Annotated in this window: 19 protein-coding genes and 2 pseudogenes; 10 read left to right on the top strand and 11 right to left on the bottom strand. The window is 69.9% G+C overall.

The window, feature by feature from the left end; all coding sequences use genetic code 11:
• Positions 1-377 precede the first annotated feature (377 nt).
• A pseudogene (locus H8R17_RS48035) lies at positions 378-833 on the top strand (carboxylesterase family protein); the annotation flags it as partial.
• A 76-nt stretch (positions 834-909) separates the two neighbouring features.
• Complete coding sequence (locus tag H8R17_RS40570) at positions 910-2,007, top strand: carboxylesterase family protein (protein ID WP_316959689.1); 1,098 nt, start codon at positions 910-912, stop codon at positions 2,005-2,007.
• A gap of 45 nt (positions 2,008-2,052) precedes the next feature.
• Here H8R17_RS40570 and H8R17_RS46010 read toward each other — a convergent pair whose 3' ends face one another.
• The 7 genes from H8R17_RS46010 to H8R17_RS40535 form a co-directional block, all read right to left on the bottom strand.
• Positions 2,053-2,637 (bottom strand): aconitase X, encoded by a 585-nt coding sequence (locus H8R17_RS46010; RefSeq protein WP_316959688.1) that lies wholly within the window; start codon positions 2,635-2,637, stop codon positions 2,053-2,055.
• Positions 2,638-2,712: 75 nt separating this feature from the next.
• The gene (locus H8R17_RS40560; RefSeq protein WP_262505890.1) at positions 2,713-3,372 is read right to left on the bottom strand and encodes a GntR family transcriptional regulator; all 660 of its coding nucleotides are present in this window, start codon (positions 3,370-3,372) and stop codon (positions 2,713-2,715) included.
• A 108-nt stretch (positions 3,373-3,480) separates the two neighbouring features.
• Complete coding sequence (locus H8R17_RS40555) at positions 3,481-4,971, bottom strand: aldehyde dehydrogenase (RefSeq protein ID WP_187828202.1); 1,491 nt, start codon at positions 4,969-4,971, stop codon at positions 3,481-3,483.
• A gap of 82 nt (positions 4,972-5,053) precedes the next feature.
• Positions 5,054-5,842, bottom strand: coding sequence for an alpha/beta fold hydrolase (locus tag H8R17_RS40550; RefSeq protein WP_316959687.1), 789 nt, complete (start codon positions 5,840-5,842; stop codon positions 5,054-5,056).
• A complete protein-coding gene (locus H8R17_RS40545) occupies positions 5,839-6,390 on the bottom strand; it encodes an amino acid synthesis family protein (RefSeq protein ID WP_187828201.1) in 552 nt (183 codons plus the stop codon). Before H8R17_RS40545 ends, H8R17_RS40550 begins: the two co-directional genes overlap by 4 nt.
• Positions 6,387-7,043 carry an amino acid synthesis family protein gene (locus H8R17_RS40540; protein ID WP_262505889.1) on the bottom strand — a complete coding sequence of 219 codons (657 nt, stop codon included), beginning with the start codon at positions 7,041-7,043 and terminating at the stop codon, positions 6,387-6,389. Before H8R17_RS40540 ends, H8R17_RS40545 begins: the two co-directional genes overlap by 4 nt.
• Positions 7,040-8,161 (bottom strand): LLM class flavin-dependent oxidoreductase, encoded by a 1,122-nt coding sequence (locus tag H8R17_RS40535; protein WP_187828200.1) that lies wholly within the window; start codon positions 8,159-8,161, stop codon positions 7,040-7,042. Before H8R17_RS40535 ends, H8R17_RS40540 begins: the two co-directional genes overlap by 4 nt.
• 210 nt (positions 8,162-8,371) lie before the next feature.
• Here H8R17_RS40535 and H8R17_RS40530 point away from each other — a divergent pair, with 210 nt between their 5' ends.
• The 3 genes from H8R17_RS40530 (at position 8,372) to H8R17_RS40520 (ending at position 12,026) form a co-directional block, all read left to right on the top strand.
• On the top strand, positions 8,372-9,307 hold the full coding sequence (locus tag H8R17_RS40530; protein ID WP_187828199.1) for a flavin reductase: 936 nt from the start codon (positions 8,372-8,374) through the stop codon (positions 9,305-9,307).
• 32 nt (positions 9,308-9,339) lie between these two features.
• A complete protein-coding gene (locus H8R17_RS40525) occupies positions 9,340-10,767 on the top strand; it encodes a cytosine permease (protein WP_187828198.1) in 1,428 nt (475 codons plus the stop codon).
• Positions 10,768-10,943: 176 nt separating this feature from the next.
• Positions 10,944-12,026 (top strand): LacI family DNA-binding transcriptional regulator, encoded by a 1,083-nt coding sequence (locus H8R17_RS40520; RefSeq protein WP_316959686.1) that lies wholly within the window; start codon positions 10,944-10,946, stop codon positions 12,024-12,026.
• A 48-nt stretch (positions 12,027-12,074) separates the two neighbouring features.
• Here the strand turns inward: H8R17_RS40520 and H8R17_RS48030 are convergent, their stop codons facing one another.
• Both H8R17_RS48030 and H8R17_RS40510 read right to left on the bottom strand, forming a co-directional pair.
• On the bottom strand, positions 12,075-12,665 hold the full coding sequence (locus H8R17_RS48030; RefSeq protein WP_316959685.1) for a GNAT family N-acetyltransferase: 591 nt from the start codon (positions 12,663-12,665) through the stop codon (positions 12,075-12,077).
• An 819-nt stretch (positions 12,666-13,484) separates the two neighbouring features.
• The gene (locus H8R17_RS40510) at positions 13,485-13,622 is read right to left on the bottom strand and encodes a hypothetical protein (RefSeq protein ID WP_187828197.1); all 138 of its coding nucleotides are present in this window, start codon (positions 13,620-13,622) and stop codon (positions 13,485-13,487) included.
• A gap of 230 nt (positions 13,623-13,852) precedes the next feature.
• Between H8R17_RS40510 and H8R17_RS40505 the strand changes: the two genes are divergently transcribed.
• Positions 13,853-14,965 carry a YihY/virulence factor BrkB family protein gene (locus H8R17_RS40505; protein ID WP_187828196.1) on the top strand — a complete coding sequence of 371 codons (1,113 nt, stop codon included), beginning with the start codon at positions 13,853-13,855 and terminating at the stop codon, positions 14,963-14,965.
• Between the two features lie 32 nt (positions 14,966-14,997).
• Here H8R17_RS40505 and H8R17_RS40500 read toward each other — a convergent pair.
• Together H8R17_RS40500 and H8R17_RS40495 are read right to left on the bottom strand one after the other, a co-directional pair.
• Positions 14,998-15,690: pseudogene (locus H8R17_RS40500) on the bottom strand (hypothetical protein).
• A 63-nt stretch (positions 15,691-15,753) separates the two neighbouring features.
• Positions 15,754-16,113 carry a hypothetical protein gene (locus H8R17_RS40495; RefSeq protein ID WP_187828195.1) on the bottom strand — a complete coding sequence of 120 codons (360 nt, stop codon included), beginning with the start codon at positions 16,111-16,113 and terminating at the stop codon, positions 15,754-15,756.
• A 479-nt stretch (positions 16,114-16,592) separates the two neighbouring features.
• Between H8R17_RS40495 and H8R17_RS40490 the strand changes: the two genes are divergently transcribed.
• The 4 genes from H8R17_RS40490 to H8R17_RS48025 all read left to right on the top strand — a co-directional run.
• Positions 16,593-17,819 carry a PP2C family protein-serine/threonine phosphatase gene (locus tag H8R17_RS40490; protein ID WP_187828194.1) on the top strand — a complete coding sequence of 409 codons (1,227 nt, stop codon included), beginning with the start codon at positions 16,593-16,595 and terminating at the stop codon, positions 17,817-17,819.
• Positions 17,820-17,942: 123 nt separating this feature from the next.
• Positions 17,943-18,164, top strand: a complete 222-nt coding sequence (locus H8R17_RS40485; RefSeq protein WP_187828193.1) for a hypothetical protein — start codon at positions 17,943-17,945, stop codon at positions 18,162-18,164.
• Between the two features lie 100 nt (positions 18,165-18,264).
• Entirely contained in the window at positions 18,265-18,648 is a 384-nt protein-coding gene (locus tag H8R17_RS40480) for a hypothetical protein (protein ID WP_187828192.1), read from the top strand.
• A gap of 207 nt (positions 18,649-18,855) precedes the next feature.
• On the top strand, positions 18,856-19,169 hold a 314-nt coding region (locus H8R17_RS48025; protein ID WP_262505888.1), incomplete at its 3' end, for a hypothetical protein.

Below are 19,169 nucleotides of genomic sequence, written 5' to 3'. Positions count from 1 at the left end.
AAGCCCTCGATCAAGTAGACATGGACGAGGTCAGGACCTGGGGAATTACGTGACGCCGGGCCCGGGGAATTACGTGATCGTTCACACCGGCCCGAGGTCGTAGTCGACGACCTCCACGGAGTGCCCTTCGAAGAACGCCCGGACATGTGACTCAACGGCCTCCGCGGCCAACACCCTCGCATCACTCACCACGCGATCATCCCACCGCGATCGACCGCCCCTGACGGCTCACTCAGCGTCATGGGGCTGCCGACGTCAGCTACGAATACGCGAAACCTCAATATGCGAGCCCACCAGTCCCAAGGCCGGTTCAAAGGCCGAACGCCGACTGCGGTGGGCAGTGCACGCGGTCCGCAACGACGTGTCTGCACGAAGGAGTGACGGCCCATGGCCGACCTGTGTCCCGGCGCTCGACCCGGCAACGGCCGGTTCGCCCTGGAGGTGGCCGGGTGATTCGCCGACTTGTCACCGGGCTTACCGTCCTCGCGGCCGCCTTGGCCGCTCCCGTACCTGCCCAGGCCGCCCCAGCCCACGATCCCGCCCTCGTGCGCACCGACGCAGGCTGGGTCCGGGGAGAGACCACGGCCGAGGGCCGGCAGTTTCTGGGGATTCCCTACGCCCAGCAGCCCGTTGGGAAGCTGCGCTGGAAGACCCCGAGGCCCGTAGAGCCGTGGCACGGGGTGCGCACCGCGACGGACTTCGGCAACCGGTGTGTGCAGACGGCGAGCTGGGACCCGGGCTACGAACAGTCGAGCCACACCGAGGACTGCCTCGACCTCAACGTCTACGTCCCCGACGGCTCCGTACGCCGTCCCGTCATGGTCTGGCTGCACGGCGGCGGGCTCACCGCGGGCGCGGGCGAGGACATCGTGCCGGACACCTTCGCCCGGCAGACCGGCAACGGTCGTCGTGACCGTCAACTACCGGCTGGGCGCGATGGGATTCCTCGCCGCGACCGGACTCGACGAGGAGACGAAGGACGGCGTCTCGGGCAACTTCGGCATGCAGGACCAGCAGGCCGCGCTGCGCTGGGTGCGCGCCAACATCGGCCGCTTCGGCGGCGATCCCGGCCGCGTCACCATCGCGGGCGAGTCCGCGGGCGGCCGCTCGGTCTGCACCCAGCTGGCCTCGCCGACCGCCAAGGACCTGTTCCGCGCGGGCATCGTGCAGAGCGGGGCGTACGGCTACTGCGCGGCCCGCACCCACAAGGACGCGGTTTCCCAGGGCGCCGCCTTCATGGAGAAACTCGGCTGCGCGAGCCCGGCATGCCTGCGCGGCAAGTCGGCGAAGGAGATCCTCGCCGCCCAGGCCGGCTTCGACTGGGGACCGGTGACCGGCGGCGACTTCCTCCCCGTCCAGCCCTTCGAGGCGTTCGAGCAGGGCGCGGCGGCCCGGGTCCCCGTGCTCAACGGCGCGAACCAGGACGAGGGGCGGCTGTTCGCCTTCTCCCAGTTCGACAACGACGGCACCCCGCTCACCGCCGAGCAGTACCCCGCGGTCATGCGGGCGGCCTTCGGCGAGCGCGCGCTGGAGCGCTACCCGCTGTCGGCCTACCCCTCGCCGACCATCGCGTACGCCACCGCCCAGGGCGACGCGCGGTTCGCCTGCCCCGCCCTCCGGCTCGACGACGTACTCGCCGCACACGGACAGGTCTACGCGTACGAGTTCGCCGACCGCACCTCGCCGCCCTTCGCCTCGCTGCGGAACCTGAACACCGACTTCGACTTCGGGGCGACCCATGTGAACGAGGTGCAGTACCTCTTCAAACACTTCGGCCTCCACACCCCGCTGAACGCCGAACAGCGGATCCTGGCCCGGCAGATGGTCCAGTACTGGGGGTCCTTCATCCGTGACGGTGTGCCGCGCGCCGCGGGTCAGCCCCCGCTGCCGAACGGACGGGAAGCCGTACTCTCCCTGCGGACGACCTCCCGGGGCGGCAACAACGTGAGCACCACCGTGCACAGTGAGCACCAGTGCAGCCTTTGGACCGCACCGCCGTCACAGTGAACAAGCAGACGAAACGGTGCGCGGCTCCGGAAGCGAGGCCAGGTGTCATCCGTCGATCGTTCGCACGAGTGCCTCGCCGCACGGGTGGGCGGTCACGGACACCTGGCCTGCCAGGGTGGTGATCGCGTCCGCGTCGGCCTGCACGATCGGCAGGTGCACGTCGTACAGCTCCGCGGCCACGAGCGCCCCGACGACCAGGATCTTGTCGCAGGGGGCGAGGACCAGTGCCGCCGGTGCGGTTCCGTCCCGGAGCCGCTCCCACAGGTCCTCGCGGATCGCCGAGCAGTCGAGCACCAGCCGGCGCTCGGAGTCCAGGTGCAGCCCGGAGGCCGGCACCCGCCCGGTCAGCGCGGCGGCGATGTCGACGAAGTCCCCGTAGCGGTCGGTCCTGGTCCCGAGCACCGAGTTGACGAACGCGATCGCGTTCGACTCCGCCCAGGCGACATGGGCGCCGAAGGCCGGGCGGTGGGAGAGCTGGTACGGCGCGCAGGACCAGGTCGGCTCGCAGCCGAGCGCGACATAGGCGTCCATCAAGCGCCGTGCACCGTCGGCGAGCGCGGCATCGCCGCGTACGAGGCCGGGGTGCAGCAGGTCGAGGGAGCCGACGTTGAGCGTCGTACGCACCGCCACGCTGCCGCCCAACTGCACCAGCCGCTCGGCCAGGTCGAACCCGGCCAGGCCCGTGGTACAGGCAGCCGTGGTCGGCTACCGCTCCTGCCGCTCGTCCATGCCGGCCATGAGGGCCTGGTGGCTGCGGCGGACGTGCTCGCGCATCACCTGTTCCGCGCCGTCGCCGTCCTTGGCGAGGATGAGGTCGAGCACCCGGTGGTGCTCGGTGTCGGACTCGACGAGGCGGCCCGGCCGGGTCAGTGACGTACGGACGAGCCGGCCGTAGGCAAGCTGGTTCATGAGCGTGCGGTAGTACGCCTCCAGCTTGGTGTTGTCCGCGCCGACGACGATCAGGTCGTGGAACTCGTGGACGAGCTCCGCGTACCGCTCCGCATCGCCCGCGCGCACGGCCTCGTCGGCCTCGCGCATGTTGCTCTGCAGCCGCTCCACCTCGGGCACACGGCCGCGGAAGGCCAGCAGCCGGGCCGCGGCTCCCTCCAGCAGCTCCTTCATCTGGAACAGCTCGGTGATCTCGCGCCGCGACGGCACGGCGACGAACGTGCCGACCCGCGGCCGCACCTCCACCAGGCCCTCGATCTGCAGTTGCTTGAGAGCCTCGCGGATGGGGGTGCGGCTGACCCCGAACGTCTCCGAGAGGGCCATCTCCGACAGGCTGGAGCGAGGCTGCAGCTCACCGCTGATGATCATCTGCCGAAGCTCTTCGGCGACCCTGGCCTGCATGCTGGTCGGCTGCAACGGCTTCCTCGCTCGCCTTGTGGGTTGTTGCATGGTACGTGAACGTAATGCGCGGTGAGCGGCAGCGTCAACCGTCCGCTGTCACCGGATCTGCCATGCAAGCGGGTTTCACGAACGCAGGATGAACGGGTCGCCCACCGGTTCCTCGCTCGTGTTGATCCACACGCTCTTCAGCCGGGTGTACTCCCGGATCACCTCCGTGCCGTGCTCGATGCCCGAACCGCTGCTCTTGAAGCCCGAACGCGGCGACATCGGCGACATCGACCGGTAGGTGTTGGCCCACACCGTGCCCGCCTCCAGTCGCGCCGCCATGCGGTGGACGCGGTTGACATCGCGGGTCCAGACGCCCGCGGCCAGGCCGTACGGCGTGTCGTTGGCGATCGCCAACGCCTCCTGCTCGGAGGCGAACGACATGACCGTGGCAACGGGTCCGAAGATCTCCTCCCGGCAGATCCGCATCGAGTTGTCCGTGCCGGTGAAGACCGTGGGGGAGTAGAAGTAGCCGCCGAGGCCGCCGGTGTCGGGCCGGGTCCCGCCGCAGACCACCTTGCCGCCTTCGGCCAGGCCCAGTCCCACGTACGACTCGACCTTCGTCAGCTGGTCCGCGAGGGCCAGCGGGCCCAGCTCGGTCGCCTCGTCCAGCGGGTCGCCGATGCGGATGGTGGCGGCGCGCGCGGTCACCCGCTCCAGGATCTCGTCGTAGACGTCCTCGTGCACCAGGATGCGGCTGCCCGCCACACAGGTCTGGCCCGCGGCCGCGAAGATGCCCGCGATCACGCCCATGGCGGCCGACGGTAGGTCGGCGTCCGGGAAGACGATGTTCGGGGACTTGCCGCCGAGTTCGAGGGTGCAGCGTACGAAGCGGTCGGCGCAGGTGCGGGCGATACGGCGGCCGGTCTCGGTGGAGCCGGTGAAGGTCACCTTGGCCACGTCCGGGTGCTCGGTGAGCGAGGCGCCGGCCGTGGCACCGAAGCCGGTGACGACGTTGACGACGCCGGGCGGGAAACCGGCCTGCTCGAAGAGTGGGGCGAGGGCCAGCAGGGAGGCGCAGGTGTGCTCGGACGGCTTGACGACCACCGTGTTGCCGGCGGCGAGCGCGGGGGCCAGTTTGGTGGCGGTGAGCAGGAGCGGGGAGTTCCAGGGGGTGATGGCGCCGACCACGCCGACCGGTTCGCGCAGGGTGTAGTTGAGCAGCTCGCGGCTCGCGCCGGGGACGACCTCGCCGTGGATCTTGTCGGCCAGACCGGCGTAGTAGTGGAAGTACTCGGGCAGTCCGGCCAGTTGGGCGCGCATCTCGCGCAGCAGCTTGCCGTTGTCGAGGGTTTCGGTGCGGGCCAGCTCCGCTGCGTTCTCGCCGATCAGGTCGGCCAGGTTGCGCAGCAGGCGGCCTCGGCGGGTCTGGCTGAGGTCGCGCCAGCGGGGGTCCTCGAAGGCGGTGCGGGCGGCGGTGACGGCGCGGTCGATGTCCTCCGCTGTGCCGCTGGCGGCCTCGTACCAGGGTTCGGCGGTGGTCGGGTTGAGGCTCGGGAAATACTCGCCGGAGGCAGGAGGGGTCCATTCGCCGGCGATGTAGTGCTGGTGGCGGGGGAGTCGGGTCATGCGGCTTGCTCCTCGGCTGCGGGTCGTTCGTGGTTGCTCGCGCTCGCGCGGCGGAGCCGCATATCGATGCAGCCCCGCGCCCCTAACGGGGCGCTGCACGTGCCGTGTGTTCGAGGATCACCTTGGTCAGCTCCTCCGGGTGTTCCAGTGGCAGGAGGTGGCGGGCTCCGGGCACGATCACCGGGTCGGCGCCAGGGACGCGGGCGGCCAGCCTGCGCGACATCTCGGGCGTGGAGCCGGGGTCGTCGGCGCCGGTCACCGCCAGCGTGGGCGCGGTGATCCGGGGCAGCCGCGGCCACAGCGCGGCGTCGGCGGTGGCGAAGACGTCGTAGCAGGCCAGGTAGGAGGTCCGGTCGTTGCCCAGCAGCGTGTTGCGGACGGTCTGCGCCAGCATGGGCTCCCGGGCCCGCCATTCGGCGGAGAACCAGCGCTCCACAGCGGCGGCCGCCGACCCCGCGAAGTCCTGGTGTGCCCGCTCCCGCCGCCGGGCCACCGCCGCACGCTCCTCCTCCGACCGGTCGGCGACCGAGCTGACCAACGTGAGCGAGGTCACCAACTCCTGTCGTACGAGGGCCAGTTGCTGGGCGACCAGCGCGCCCAGCGAGAAGCCCACGACATGTGCGGGGCCGTCGAGCAGCGCAGCCACATCCGTGGCCAGCTCCGCCAGTGACACCCCGGGTGCGGCTGGCGGCGAGGCGCCGTGGCCCCGCAGGTCGACCGAGGTCACGCGGTGCCGAGCCGTCAACCTCGGCAGACACCGCTCCCACATGCCCCGGTCAAGGCCCACCCCGTGCAGCAGCACGAGGCGGGGGCCGCTGCCGTACGACGCGTGGCTCAGCGGCACCGGTGTACCGCCGGAGGCGGCCGTCACTGTTCCGTCGACAGCGGGGCCAGCCGGGCCTGTGGCCGGCCCTGGGCGGCTGCCGCGAGGCCGATGACGATCTCGTCGGCGCGGGGTCCGTCCGGCACCCGCGCCTCGATGCTTTGGTGGTGCGAGCGGACGGTCGCGTCCGTGACGTGCTTGAGCGGGATGTCGAAGACCGTCCCGGCCGCCGCTCGCTTCTCCACCGCGGGCAGCAGGGTGGTGGCCTGCGCCGCGGTGCGGAAGTGGTCGCCGAACTTCAGCGTGTGGATCAGTGCGGAGCCGTGCTCGATCTCCCCGTCCAGGCCCACGATCGCGGCCTTGCCGTACGCCTCCACCGGCGCGCCGAGCGCCTCGACCACTCGCGGAGCCAGCAACTCGCCCAGTTTCGGGGCGACTTCGTCGATGCCGGGCAGCAGGTCGTCGACGAAGCCGCGTCCCGCCCACGGGTTCTCGATGACGGCCAGGACCACCGCCGTCCGGGCGGGCGGGTCGACCGGACGGCCGCCCTCGGTGTGGATGTCCTCGGTGAAGGTGATGATCTTGCGGACGTTCATCGGGTGCTCTCCAGCTTCTCCAGGTCGGCGAGGCGGACGACGGGGTCGGTCAGGCGGTCCCCGATCCGGGCGTTGGGGCGCGGACCGGACGAGGCGGCGGCGATCACGACGATCTCGTCGGACCGGGGCGCGTCCGGGATACGGATCTGGCAGGTCTGGTAGTGCGAACGGGTCGCGGCGGCCGTCTTGTGCCACAGCGGCACGGTGAGCGGCTCGCCCGCCGGCAGCCGGTCGTCGCTGAAGACGATGATCGAGGTGCCCTCGGTCAGCTCGCGCAGCACATTGCCGAAGTACGGGGTGTGGATCAGCGCCCCGCCGTGCTCGATCTCCCCGTCCAGGCCGACCACGGCCGCCTTGCCGAAGGCCTCGATTGGGTCGACGCCGCCCAGGGTCCCGATCAGCTTGCCGGTCAGCAGCCGCGCCAGATCCGGGGCGACGGCCTCGACCTCGGGCTGCAGGTCGGCGACGAAGCCGCGACCGGCCCACGGGTTGCGGATCACAGCGGCCGCAGCGACCCGTCGTACCGGAGTGGCGACCGGGCGGCCGAGCTCCAGCAGCACCTCGTCCACCACGGTCACCACTTTGCGGACGCCGCTCAAGCCGCTCAAGCCGCTCAAGCCGCTCATGCCGCGCAAGCCGCTCATGCCGCTCATGCGGTGAACTCCGGCATGACCTTCTCGGCGAACAGTTCCAGGCTGCGCATGGCGTTGCGGTGCGGGAGCCCGGGGTGCGTGGTCCACAGCAGCAGATGCTCCAGACCCACCTCGTCGCGCAGCTCGGCCACCTTCTCGGCGACGTACTCAGGCGTGCCCACCAGCAGGTTGCGGGAGTGCAGGAAGTCGAAGGACAGCTCGTGCGCGTCGGTGAGCTCCTCGCCGGCCTCCATCAGGTTGGCCAGGCCCCGCCAGTGCATGATCCAGCGGTACGTCGTCATCAGCGCCTCCTCGAACTCGGCGCGGGCCTGCTCCATGGTGTCGGCGACGTAGACGTCCCGGACGAGCCCGATGCCCTCGCCGAGCGCGTACTCACGGCCCGACGCCTGGCTCGCCGTGTCCCGGTACAGCTCGAAGCGCTCCTTGAGCGCCGACACCGGCGGCAGCCAGAACATGCCCTGGACACCGTCCGCGGCGGCGGCCCGGATGGAGCGGGGGCTGTCGATGACCTGCCACAGCGGCGGGTGCGGGCGCTGCAGCGGGAACGGCGTGACCTGCATCTTCGTGATGGCGCCGGCCGTCGTGTAGTCGGCGGTGGGGGAGAGGGGGTGGTTCCACTTCACGCCGGGTGCGGGGAACTCGTGGAAACGGCCTTTGTGCGAGAAGAACTCGCCGCTCCACGCCTTGCGCAGGATCTCCACCGTCTCGTCGTACAGCGCCCGGTTCTGCTCCTGGTCGCGCGGGTCGGCGAGGGCGTTGAGGTTGAGCGCCTCGCGGCCGTACAGGCCACGGCCGAGGCCGACCTCGACGCGGCCGCCGGAGAGCTGGTCGAGCATCGCGATGTCCTCGGCGAGCCGCAGCGGGTGCCAGAAGGTGGCGATGGACGCGGCCTGGCCGATCCTGATGTGCTCGGTGCGGGCGGCGATGTCGGTGCCCATGAGGACCGGGTTCGGGGTGATCTCGATCGCCTCGTGCCCGAAGTGGTGCTCGGTGTACCAGGTGGACCAGAAACCGGCCTTTTCCGCGGCGATTGCGAACTCGCGGGCTTCGTCCATGACTTGGGCGTACTCGCCGAGCCGTCCGGGCGCTCCGAGGTTGTGGAATATCGAGAACCGCATCGAGTGTCCTTTCGACTCCGGCTGTGCCATGCAAGTGAGGCTAGGAGTGCACTCAGGGGCCGTCAAGGGGTACCCGGACGGAAGCAGGCTTGACCTGTGACTTTGTGAGATCTTCCAGCGACTCCAGGCTTTTCTGGCTCAAGGTGTTGACACCACCAGACCCCCTCCCTACGGTCCTCTGCCATACAAGAGCTGACCGAGGGAACTACCATGACCCACACTCTTGACCCCGTCGCTCCCGCCGACCGCACCTCCCGGATCCGCTCCGCCTGGCGAGCCGCCTGGGACCAGGGGTACGTCGAGGCCCTGGACGACCTGCTCAGCCCCTCCTACGTCCGGCGCCGCGGACCCGCGGCCGCCACTCAGGACCGCGATCAGTTCAAGGACTCCATCCGCGCCGTGCGCGAGGCCTTCCCCGACCTGCGCACCGAGATCGAGGACATCGTCGAGGACGGCGACCGGCTCGCCATCCGCTGGCGCAGCACCGGCCGGCACACAGGCACCTTCCTGGGCGTGCCGCCCACCGGGAAGCCGGTCGAGGTGTCCGGCGCCACCTTCACCCGCTTCGACGGGTCCGAGGTCGCCGAGGAGTGGGTGACCTTCGACTCCCGGCAGCTCCTGGAGGCGCTCGGGATCATCACCACCACGCAGCGCGCCGCCGTCGACCCCGGCCTCGTGCGCGGGGTGCACCGCAAGTTCATCACCGGCGTCACCGTGGTCACCACGGACGACGGCGGCACGCCCAAGGGTCTTGCCGTCAACGCGTTCTCCAGCATCTCGCTCGACCCGCCGATGGTGCTGGTCTGCGTCCAGCGCAGCTCCGCCACGCACCCCGCGCTGCACCGGACGAGCCACATCGGCATCAGCATCCTGGCCGCCGACCAGCTCGAAGTCGCCAAGACATTCGCCGCCAAGGGCGACGACAAGTTCGCCCACGTCTCCTGGACGCGGGGTGCCTACGGTGCCCCGCTGATCGACGGGTCCTGCGCCCAGCTGGAGGTGGAGATCGGCGAACGGCTGGAGGCCGGCAGCCACACCGTCTTCACCGGCCGGGTCGTCTCGGCCCGCCACGACGACCTCGCCCCGCTGGTCTACAGCGGCGGCGGCTTCTTCGACATCTCGCACACGGCACCGCTGCCGTGGTGATCCGCAGTGATCAGCCCAACCAGGAGCACCCCATGACAGAGGGAACACAGGCGCCGGTCTACGGCAGCGCGGTCACCAAGGTCGAACCCTTCGGAGTCGACCACATTCCCGACAACGAGCGGCACGGCAAGCCCAGTTCGCAGTTCTTCGTCTGGTTCGCCGCCGGGCTCAACTTCCCCATCATCCTGCTCGGCTTCAGCGCCGCCTGGTTCGGGATGAGCTTCTCCGCGGCCGTCACCGCCATCGTGCTCGGCGCCACAGTCGGCTCGCTGCTGATGGCGGTCATGTCCCGGATGGGCGTACGGCTCGGTGTGCCGCAGCAGATCCAGGCCCGCGGCCCGCTCGGCTTCTTCGGCAACTTCCTGCCCGTCGCCTACATCAACGTCTTCGCCGGCATCGGCTGGGCCGCCGTCACCGTCATCCTCGGCGGCAAGGCCTTCGCGGAACTGACCCATCTGCCGTACTGGCTCTGCGCGTTGGTGCTCACCGCGGTCGAACTCGTGGTCGCGATCTACGGCTACAACATGATCAACTACCTTCAGCAGGTCCTGACGTACGTCCTCACCCCGCTGTTCCTGCTGATCACCGTGGTCGCGGTGGCGCGCGGCGGGAAGGTGTTCCAGGCCAACCCGCACGCGGACGGATACATCGGCGCCACCGGCGGCTGGGTCACCTTCGGCGGCTGGTTCCTGGCGTTCCTGGTCGCCTGGGCGCCCTTCGCCTCCGACTACTCGCGCTACCTCCCGGACACGCCGAGGGTCGTGAACCGCACCTCCTGGTACACCGGCCTCGGCAACTTCGTCACCATCTGCTGGCTCGGCATCGTGGGCGTGGTGGTCGGCGGCAGCGCGACCAGCTCGGACTCGATCACGGCCCTGCACGAACTGGCCGGACCGTTCGCCGTGCCCGCGCTGCTCGCCGTAGGGCTCTCGGCCCTCGCGCAGAACTTCCTCAACGTCTACGGCGGCGCGATCTCCGTACAGACCCTGAAGATCCCGGTCACCCGCTCCCAGGCGGTCACCGTCATCTGCCTGCTCGCCTACGCCATCAGCCTGTGGGGCGAGTCGGGCACGGAGGACAAGTTCAAGGTGTTCCTCAACCTCACCGCGTACTTCATCGCGCCGTTCGCAGCGGTCCTGCTGCTCGACTTCTACCTGGGCGGCCGCTCGGACCCGTCCCGGATCGCCGAGCTCTACGACCGGCGCCGGGTGCTGGACTGGGGCTTCGTCGCCTGGGCGGGCGGGGTCGTCGCCTCGGTGCCGTTCTGGCAGTCCAGCTTCTACACCGGACCGTTCTCGAAGGCGTTTCCGGGGGCGGGCGACCTGAGCATGTTCGTCGCGGCCGGGGCCGGTGCTGTGCTGTACCTGCTGACCTACCGGCTGAAGCCGTTGTGGGTGCGGGATGTCGCCGACGAGACGCCGGAGTCCGCCGTCAACAGCGCTTCTGCCACGCTGACCTGACGGTTTGCCAGGACGGGTGCCGTCTTTCGGGGCGGTGGCGAGACAACGCTCGCACCGCAGGCGTGCGCTGAGTGGTAATCAATGCGCAAAAATTGATGGTTGCCACTGTAAAATTCTTGTGACAGCGCTGTCATTACTGGCCCCACCGGGGGGCCGATCTGTGCTAACTTCCGCTCATGCCACCAGCTCAGCGGCACCCCACGTTGGCCGACGTCGCCGAACGGGCGGGAGTCTCCCCGTCCACCGTCTCGCGCACCATGCGCGGCCTGGCATCGGTCTCGCCCGAGGTCCGTGCCCGGGTCGAGCAGGCCGCCCGTGAGCTGAACTTCGCGATCTCGCGCCAGGCGTCGAGCCTCGTCACCGGCAGAACCGGCGTCATGGCGGTGCTCGTACCCACGCTCGACTCGTGGTTCATGGGCTCGGCACTGTCCAGCCTGGGCCCAATGCTGCGCGGCGCCGGCATGGAGCTCACCGTGTACGTGGTGCCCGATCTGGCCGAGCGGTCCGCGTTCTTCGAGCGCCTGCCGGCCCGGCGCAACGCGGACGCCCTGCTGGTGTTCTCCTTCGATCTGACCATGGAGGAGACCGCCCGGCTGGACGACCTCGGCATGCCGGTCATCTACATCAGCCAGCACGTCGAGGGCCGCCCCAGCGTCTACATCGACGATGTGGCCGCCGCCTGCCGGGCCACCCGCCACCTGGTCAACCTCGGGCACCGCCGCATCGCCTTCGCGCACACCGTCGGCGTCCGCGGCTTCAGCTTCAGCTCTCGTGACCGCCTCCTCGGCTACCAACAGGCACTCACCGAGGCGGGCATCCCCCTGGACGACGAACTGGTGGTCACCACGCCACCGCGCGACAAACGCGGCACCACCCAAGCAGTCGGAAACCTGCTGAGCCTGCGCGAGCCGCCCACGGCGATCTTCGCCGAGCAGGACGAACTGGCTGCCTCCGTCATCTCGACCCTGCGCACGGTCCAGATCGACGTACCCGAACGGATCTCCGTCCTCGGCTTCGACGATCAGCTGATGGCCGAATGGCTCGAACTGTCCACCGTCGCACAGTCCCCCTCCGACATGGGCCGAGCCGCCGCCGAACTGGCCCTGGAACTCATCAACGACGCCCAGGCAGACCGCAGCCGGCACATCGTCCTGCCCACGCACCTCATTCCCCGCGGCACCACCGCCCCGCCCCCCAGCCCGCACGGCGAGCAAGAGGCCGGCGGGCAGTCAAATGGAGCCGGCGGCCACCACGCATGAGGCAGCCAGGCCGGCCACCATGGCATGCCTGTCTCTTCGCCATCTTGGTTATCCAGCCTCGATGGCCTTGCTGAAGACCGTGGAGCTGTGTCGGACCGTCATGCCCACCCGCTCGTACAACGACAGGGCGCCGGTTGCCGAGTGAGTCCACAAGGTGCACCTTCGCCGGCCGCGCAGATAGAACGCGCGAAACGCTTCGCGCAGCAGTACACGGGCGATTCCGCGATCGCGGTGATCCCGCCGTACCGCGACGCGGTCGATGTACCCCTCGTCGGAGTCCGGGATGCATAGCGACAGCACCGCGCCGACCATCTGGCCGCCGGCGAACGCCACGGGTGACAGAGCCGGTGCGAACGTGGCGCGCTCGACGGTCAGGCGAGCCCATTCCTCGTAGGGCTTTCGCCGCTGCTGCCACTCGTCGAACGCGTCTTCGGTGAGTTGGTGTGCCGCTCGTTCGTCACCGAATCCGAACGGCCGCACCGTGATGCCGGCCGGCGGCTCCGGCACCACAGGTTCGGCGGGCATGGCGATCTGCAGCAGCCACTGGGTGATGTAGGGCTCGTACTGGTGGGACCGCAGCAGTGCGACGGCCGGCCGATCGCCGTCGGCGAGGGTCTGGGCAAGCCGTGTACTGCCCACCTGCCGGGCACGGGCCTCGCTCCAGGGCGAGCAGCGACCTGCCCAGCCCCTTCCCGCGGTGGTCGGGGTGGACGTCGATCGTGCTCCGGCGGCCGCCGTGCACCCAGGCCCAGCCGGCCAGCTCTCCGGCCCCGTCGTCTACGAGCAGCGTGTCGGACTCCGGGTCCAGGCCGGGCCGTGCCAGGTCGGCGGCGATGCTGTCGGCTCCCGTGTCGGCGCGGCCGGACAGTTCGTGCTCGCAGAGGGCGACCAGGTGGTGAATCGCGGCGACATCGGCAACGGTTGCCGGCCGGCTCTGGTAGCCGGTCGGAAGCCGCAGTTGCGAAGGAGCAGACATGGCCTGGATCTTGCGCCAGCCAACTCGTCCTGTCGAGCCGATGACGCTCAGGGGGGAAGATCCGCAGGAGCGACCTGGGCGACCGCGGCGAGCGTCACGACGACGGTGCCGAGCGCCACCCGCGTACACCGCGCCGACGACGATCGGATCCGACCAGGCCCGCCTGACCGTCATCGCCCAGCACAGCGACCCTGATCTGACCCTGCGCTCCGGTGATTCGGTCACGGGCTTCGTACGCAGCCCGGCAACTCTGGGCGACCTGGCGGATCAGTCACCTTGGCCACCGCAGACGCCACCTCGTACCGCGACGTCGCCGTTGCCATGCGCGAGCAGGACGCCGTCGGCTGTGCCCTCGGGAGGGGGAATTCGGTGACCGCCGACAGAGGCTGATCTACCGCACGCTGGTGCGATCGGGAGTGGATCCACCGCAGCTCTGTGAGCAGCGACGCCATGTCTTCGGCGCGCTGCTGCCTGGTGCTCACCTAGGGCGTCTGCGCGGTGCAACTCGTCGGCTTCCCGGTGATCACATAGATGTGGTGCAGCGTGCCGGCGGCGTGCGGAGCGACCGACTCCGGCTGCCGGCCGGTGCGCTCCAGGCGCAGCACCAGGGTCCGGACCACTCGGTCAGCAGACGCTGGCAGGGCGGCGCGGCAGCGAGCCGGCCGACTGTCGCGCCCGTAGTCGCCGAAACACCCTGGACGTCCGCTACTCGCGTGTCTCAGGTCAGGTCGCTGCCTGGCTGCTGGAGCGACCAGAGCTTTGATCCAAACGCCGGCCGCTCCACCTCTTGGTCACGGCACTGTCCACGCGGGACATGATGCGCCGCGAAGAAACGGGTACCCCGACATACATGACTCGACTACTGAAACTGAGGCATAAAGAACGCGCGTCCGGTCACGGTGGCGCTCGTCGGCGAGGGCACCCGGAAGCAGAGCCGGAGTCGCGTGCCAGGCCGCCTGAGGGCGGCGACCGAAAGGAGAGGTACGGTCCGGAGCCCGAGGTGGAGCGCCGGGCACCGGACGCTCCGACGAAGCTGGGGAAGAAGTCCTGGTGGGCGGTGCTGCGCCGGACGACGCGCGAGTTCAAGGACGATGAACTGGCCGACCGGGCGGCGGCGCTGACGTACTTCGGGATCTTGGCCCTCTTCCCCGCCCTGCTGGTACTGGTCTCGCTGCTCGGCATTGTCGGCACGGCGACGGATGCCGTACTGGACAACCTCACCCGGCTCACTCCGGGCGCGGCCCGTGACGTGATCACGAATGCGGTGCAGCAGTTGCAGGGCAACGCCGGGATCGGCTCGGTGATGGCGATCGTCGGTCTGGTGCTGGCGGTGTGGGCGGCCTCCGGTTATGTCGCGGCGTTCATCCGTACATCCAATGCCGTCTACGACATCCCCGAGGGTCGCCCGGTGTGGAAGGTGCTGCCGGTCCGTCTCGGCGTCACCGTGCTGCTGATGGTCCTGGCGGTGGTCAGCGCGCTGATCGTGGTCTTCACCGGTGGCCTGGCCCGCCAGGCCGGCACCGCGCTCGGGATCGGGGACACCGCGTTGACGGTGTGGTCGATCGCGAAGTGGCCGGTACTGGTGCTGCTGGTCACCATCATGATCGCCATCCTGTACTGGGCGACACCGAACGCGAGGGTGAGGGGTTTCCGCTGGGTCACGCCGGGCAGTTTCCTCGCCCTGGTGATCTGGATGATCGCCTCGGCCGGGTTCGCCCTGTACGTGGCGAACTTCGCCTCCTACAACAAGACCTACGGCACGTTCGCGGGGATCATCGTCTTCCTGGTGTGGCTGTGGATCACCAATCTGGCGATCCTGCTGGGCCTGGAGTTCGACGCCGAGACCTCCCGTCAGCGGGCCGTGGCCGGCGGCCATCCCGTGGAGGAGGAGCCGTATGTCGAACCGCGTGACACCCGCAAGTGGGACGAGCGCGACCGACAGCGACTGAAGGACCAGGGCTGACCGGAGTACCCGGCCGGCCATGGGCGGGAGCATCAGACCCGGGACGGCCCCGGCAGGTCCAGGGCGATGTCCACGATCATGTCCTCCTGCCCGCCGACCAGTCCGCGCCGGCTCCAGCAGGATGCTGCGGACGTCGATGCCGTACTGCCGTGAGGCGCCCTCGGTGTGGTGCGGGAAGCTGCAGTAGACGCCCGCGAAGCCGAGGGTGAGCGTTTCGCGATCGACCTGGACGGGACGGTCCTGCAAGGGGCCGGACCAGATCGGCGGCGGCGTCCTGGAGGGCGAACAGGTCGCAGCCGTGCCTCCACTCGTTCAGGGTGGCCTCGGCGATGAACGGCTTGATCGGGCTGGCCACCGCCAGGGAGAGGTTCTGGTGGGCGTGGATGCCGATCTGGGTCTCCGGGCGCAGTGCGTCGCGGTAGGCGCGGACGCGTTCGCGGACGCCGTCCATCGTGAGCCGGCCGCCGGAGTCGGTGACGTAGACAGGGGGCGCCGTACGACTCCATCAGCCGCGCCTGCTTGGCCAGTTCGGCGGCCGGGGCCTGGCCGAGCATGAGGAAGCCGGAGACGTCCATGCCGAGTTCCCGGGCCGTGGCGATGTGCTGGGCGGCCACGTCGGCCTCGGTGCAGTGGGTGACGATGCGGACGGAACGAGAGATGCGGTGCCGTACGGCGTGCATGCCGTCCCGCAGGGTGACGTCCTGGACGTACAGGCTGGTGGTCATGTCGTGGCCCCCCCGTCTGCGTGCTGGGCGATGCGTTCGGTGGTGCGCAGGGCGGCCGAGGTCCTACATCGCGATCAGCCTGCGGGCCCTGACGGACGCCGTCCAGGAAGCCGATCCGCGCTGCCGACGCGTCGTCCAGGCCGTACCTGCCGACGCGCGCGACCGGATCGCGGCCGCCGAGTCCGCGGTGTCCGGTACGCCGTCGACGTCGACCTGCGGCAGGAGGAACTCAGCCTGCTGGTCGCCGAACCGGACTGGGTGACCGGCACCGACATCGACCTGGACCGCGTTCCGGGCGCCTGAGCCCGGCAGCCGACGGCTGCGTGCAGTGCGCATCCCGTCGCCGCCGAGCCCGAGTGCCTGGCCGGAGGCCACGTAGTACGCGCCCCGGACTTGGCAGTGCCAGACAGTCCCGGCTCCCACGCAGACCCGCCGCCAAGCGGGGGCGGATTGGGCCCGCACGCGAGCAGCCGCCCGGACTCCTGGCGCCGCTGGCTGATCGACAGGGCGTGCCGGAGACGAAGGTCAGCTGGTACGTGCCCGGGCCGGCCCGTGGGATGTCCGCCCGGGTACGTCTCAGGTGCGCGGGCGGGCGGTCGAAGGCGCACCCGCACGGAGGCGAGGTCCAGCACCGAGGCCCCACGCCGGAGATTCCCCTGCGGCGTGCGCGCGGCATTTCCCCCCTGGAACCGCCGCTCCTCATGGTTTCCCGAGGCCGGGCATGAGACGGCAGAACAGCCACTCAACCAAAGGAGCCAGGCGACCGGAGTTCAAGAATCGTAGGCAGCGCGGGCCGACATGCCGCACATTTGGCGTAATGAGCCGCTCGGGCGTGCTTGGCAGTCACCTTATAGAGAGGCGATGGCCGGGGTGGTGGCAGGAGGAAGGTGGCGAACCGGACCATGGGTGAGGAGAGCGTGGACCGGTCGGAGGGGTTTGGCGAGCGGCTGCTCGGCCTGCTGCTGGACAGGGCGCGGCAGTTGCCACCGCAGCTGATCGCCCCGCTGGTCGCGGAGGAGGTGGCCAGGATCGGCGGCCGTGACCTCTCCATCCTGCTCCAGGACTACGCGCAGGAGCTGCTGGTGCCGCTGCCGGGCAGGAAGTTGCGCGTGGGCCAGCCCGAGCCAATGGCCGATTCCCCCGCTGGCCAGGCCTTCCTGCGCGCGGACGTCGTCGAGGTACCACAGGCCGCCGGCGGCGTACGGATGTATCTGCCCCTGCTGGACGGAAGCGACCAGGTGGGCGTGATGGCCGTGACCCTGGACGCCGTCGCCGACGATGACCGGCGCCTGCTGGGCAGGCTCGCCAACCTGGTTGGCGACATGCTGGTCACCAAGAACGCCTACACCGACCAGTTCTTCCTGGCCCGGCGCCGGGAGCCGATGACCGTGTCCGCGGAGATCCAGTGGAGCCTGCTGCCGCCGCTGACGATGTCGGTACCGCAGGTCAGCGTGGCCGGCATCCTGGAGCCCGCGTACCGCGTAGCCGGCGACAGCTTCGACTACGCCCTCAACGACAACATCCTGCACATTGCCGTGATCGACGCGATGGGCCACGACCTGGACGCAGCCGCGATGGCGACCATCGCCATCGGCGCCTACCGGCATGCCCGGCGCGTGTTCGTCAGCCTGGCCGAGAAGTACGCCTTCATGGACGATGCCATCTCCCGGCAGTTCGGGCCCGACCACTTCGTCACGGCACAGCTGATACACCTGAACGTCGCCACCGGGGAGATGGAACTGGTCAACGCGGGCCACCCCGCGCCGCTGTTGATCCGCAAGAACAGGGTCGTACGGCAGTTGGAGAGCGCGACCACGCTGCCCGTCGGCTTCGGCGGTGAGCCGCCCCAGATCAGAGAACACACGCTCCAGCAGGGCGACCGAGTGCTGTGCTACACCGACGGCATCATCGAGGAGCACCTCGCCGGCGGGGAGCTTTTCGGTGAGGAACGCCTCATCCGGTGCGTCAATCGCCTCTCGGCGGAGCCGTCAGAAGGGGTGCGGGCGGATCTGCGCCGTCTCTCCCACACGCTGAAGACGGAACGGGGCGGGCGCACCAGCGACGACGCCACCCTTTTCATGATCGAGTGGTGCGGGGGCGCCGCCGACCACCTCGCGGTCCTCGACTGAGCACCTAGACCTCAGAGGAGTCCCCGTCCCCGACCGAGGCCGCGGCCGGCTTCCGCACCGCGGCCGAGCGACGGCGCGTCCCGCTGACCGTCGTCGGCCAAGCCTTCAGGACCGCTTCGGGAGGTGAGCAGTGCCGTGCGCGTACTGGCCGCGCTGACGGCGGCCTGCGGACTGGAGAAGCCGTCGCCGGACAGCCGCAAGATCTTCGTGACCGGGCCGATCACCACCCAGACGGACATGGCCACGACTCTGGTCACAGCGGACGGCATCTTCGTCACCCCCGACCCCCACCACGCCCGCGCCCTGTTCCCCGATCTCCCAGGGGAACCGACCGAGCACTGCTGACCGGCGACCACGGCTGTGAACACGTACCGGCGTTCGCCCGTACCCCCTGTCGTATGCCCGGCCGCCTCTCGTGGGGAGGGCCCGAGTATGGAGAGGCAACGTGCCACAGCGACAATGGCGAGGACACATCGGCAGCGACCTGTCCGCCGCGCGCCTGGTGCGCGGCGCCGCACTGGCCGCGAGCGTGGCCATCCTGCCCCTGGCCACGGCCTGCAGCCCAGACGACGACGGCGCGGGAGCGGACATCGAGCAGTCGCGGAAATCCAGCCCGGTGGCCGCGGCGGTGGCCCCGGCCAGGGTCGAGGTGATCGCCAACCTGACCGGCTGCAAGGCGAAGATCCGCATCGAGGCCGAGCAGCTGCGCGAGGGCTTGTGCCACACCAAGCAGGGCGACTACATCATCACGACCTTCCCCGAGGAGAAGTACCAGCAGACCTGGCAGGCGCGGTGGCGGCGGCCGTCGCCGGCGGGCCGTTCCTCCTGAAGCTGCTCAGCCGCCCCGGTCACGCTCTGACTGGCAACCGCGGCGACGGCAGGCGTCGTCCGGCGAGAATGGCGAAGATCCGACCGCGCACAGCGGCAAGCGGACGGCAGAGCGCCGCGTGGCCATGCCCTGCGGCGCATCATCGGCCCGCACAAGCGGAAGTTCGGCGTGGCAGCAGTGTTGTCCGCACTCCCACAGCTGGCGGAGATGGCGCTGTTCGCCCCCTGGCTGTCCTTCCGCTTCCACGAACGCGCGATCGCCAGCCACGCCGCCTCCGACGAGCGCCGAGCACGGCTGAACAGCCGGGTGGCCGAGAACCTCCTGCCGACGGCGGCGTTCGGCCCGCTGATCGAAATGCCGGGCATCGTCATGCTGAAGCTGTCCCGACTGGGCAGCGGCACGCGTGACAGCGAAAGACTGCGCCCGAATTACTGGGTCTTCGAATTTAGTCGGGGTCCCCTTCGCGTCGGGAGCATCTCGTGGTCGCGCAGAGTGACCGTAGGCGCTGGTTGGCGCGGTTG

The organism is Streptomyces sp. TRM68367, from assembly GCF_014495685.1.
In the GTDB taxonomy this organism is placed as follows: Bacteria; Actinomycetota; Actinomycetes; order Streptomycetales; family Streptomycetaceae; genus Streptomyces.
The sequence above is the reverse complement of the archived record's forward strand: the minus strand, read 5'-3'. Positions and strand labels throughout refer to the sequence as shown.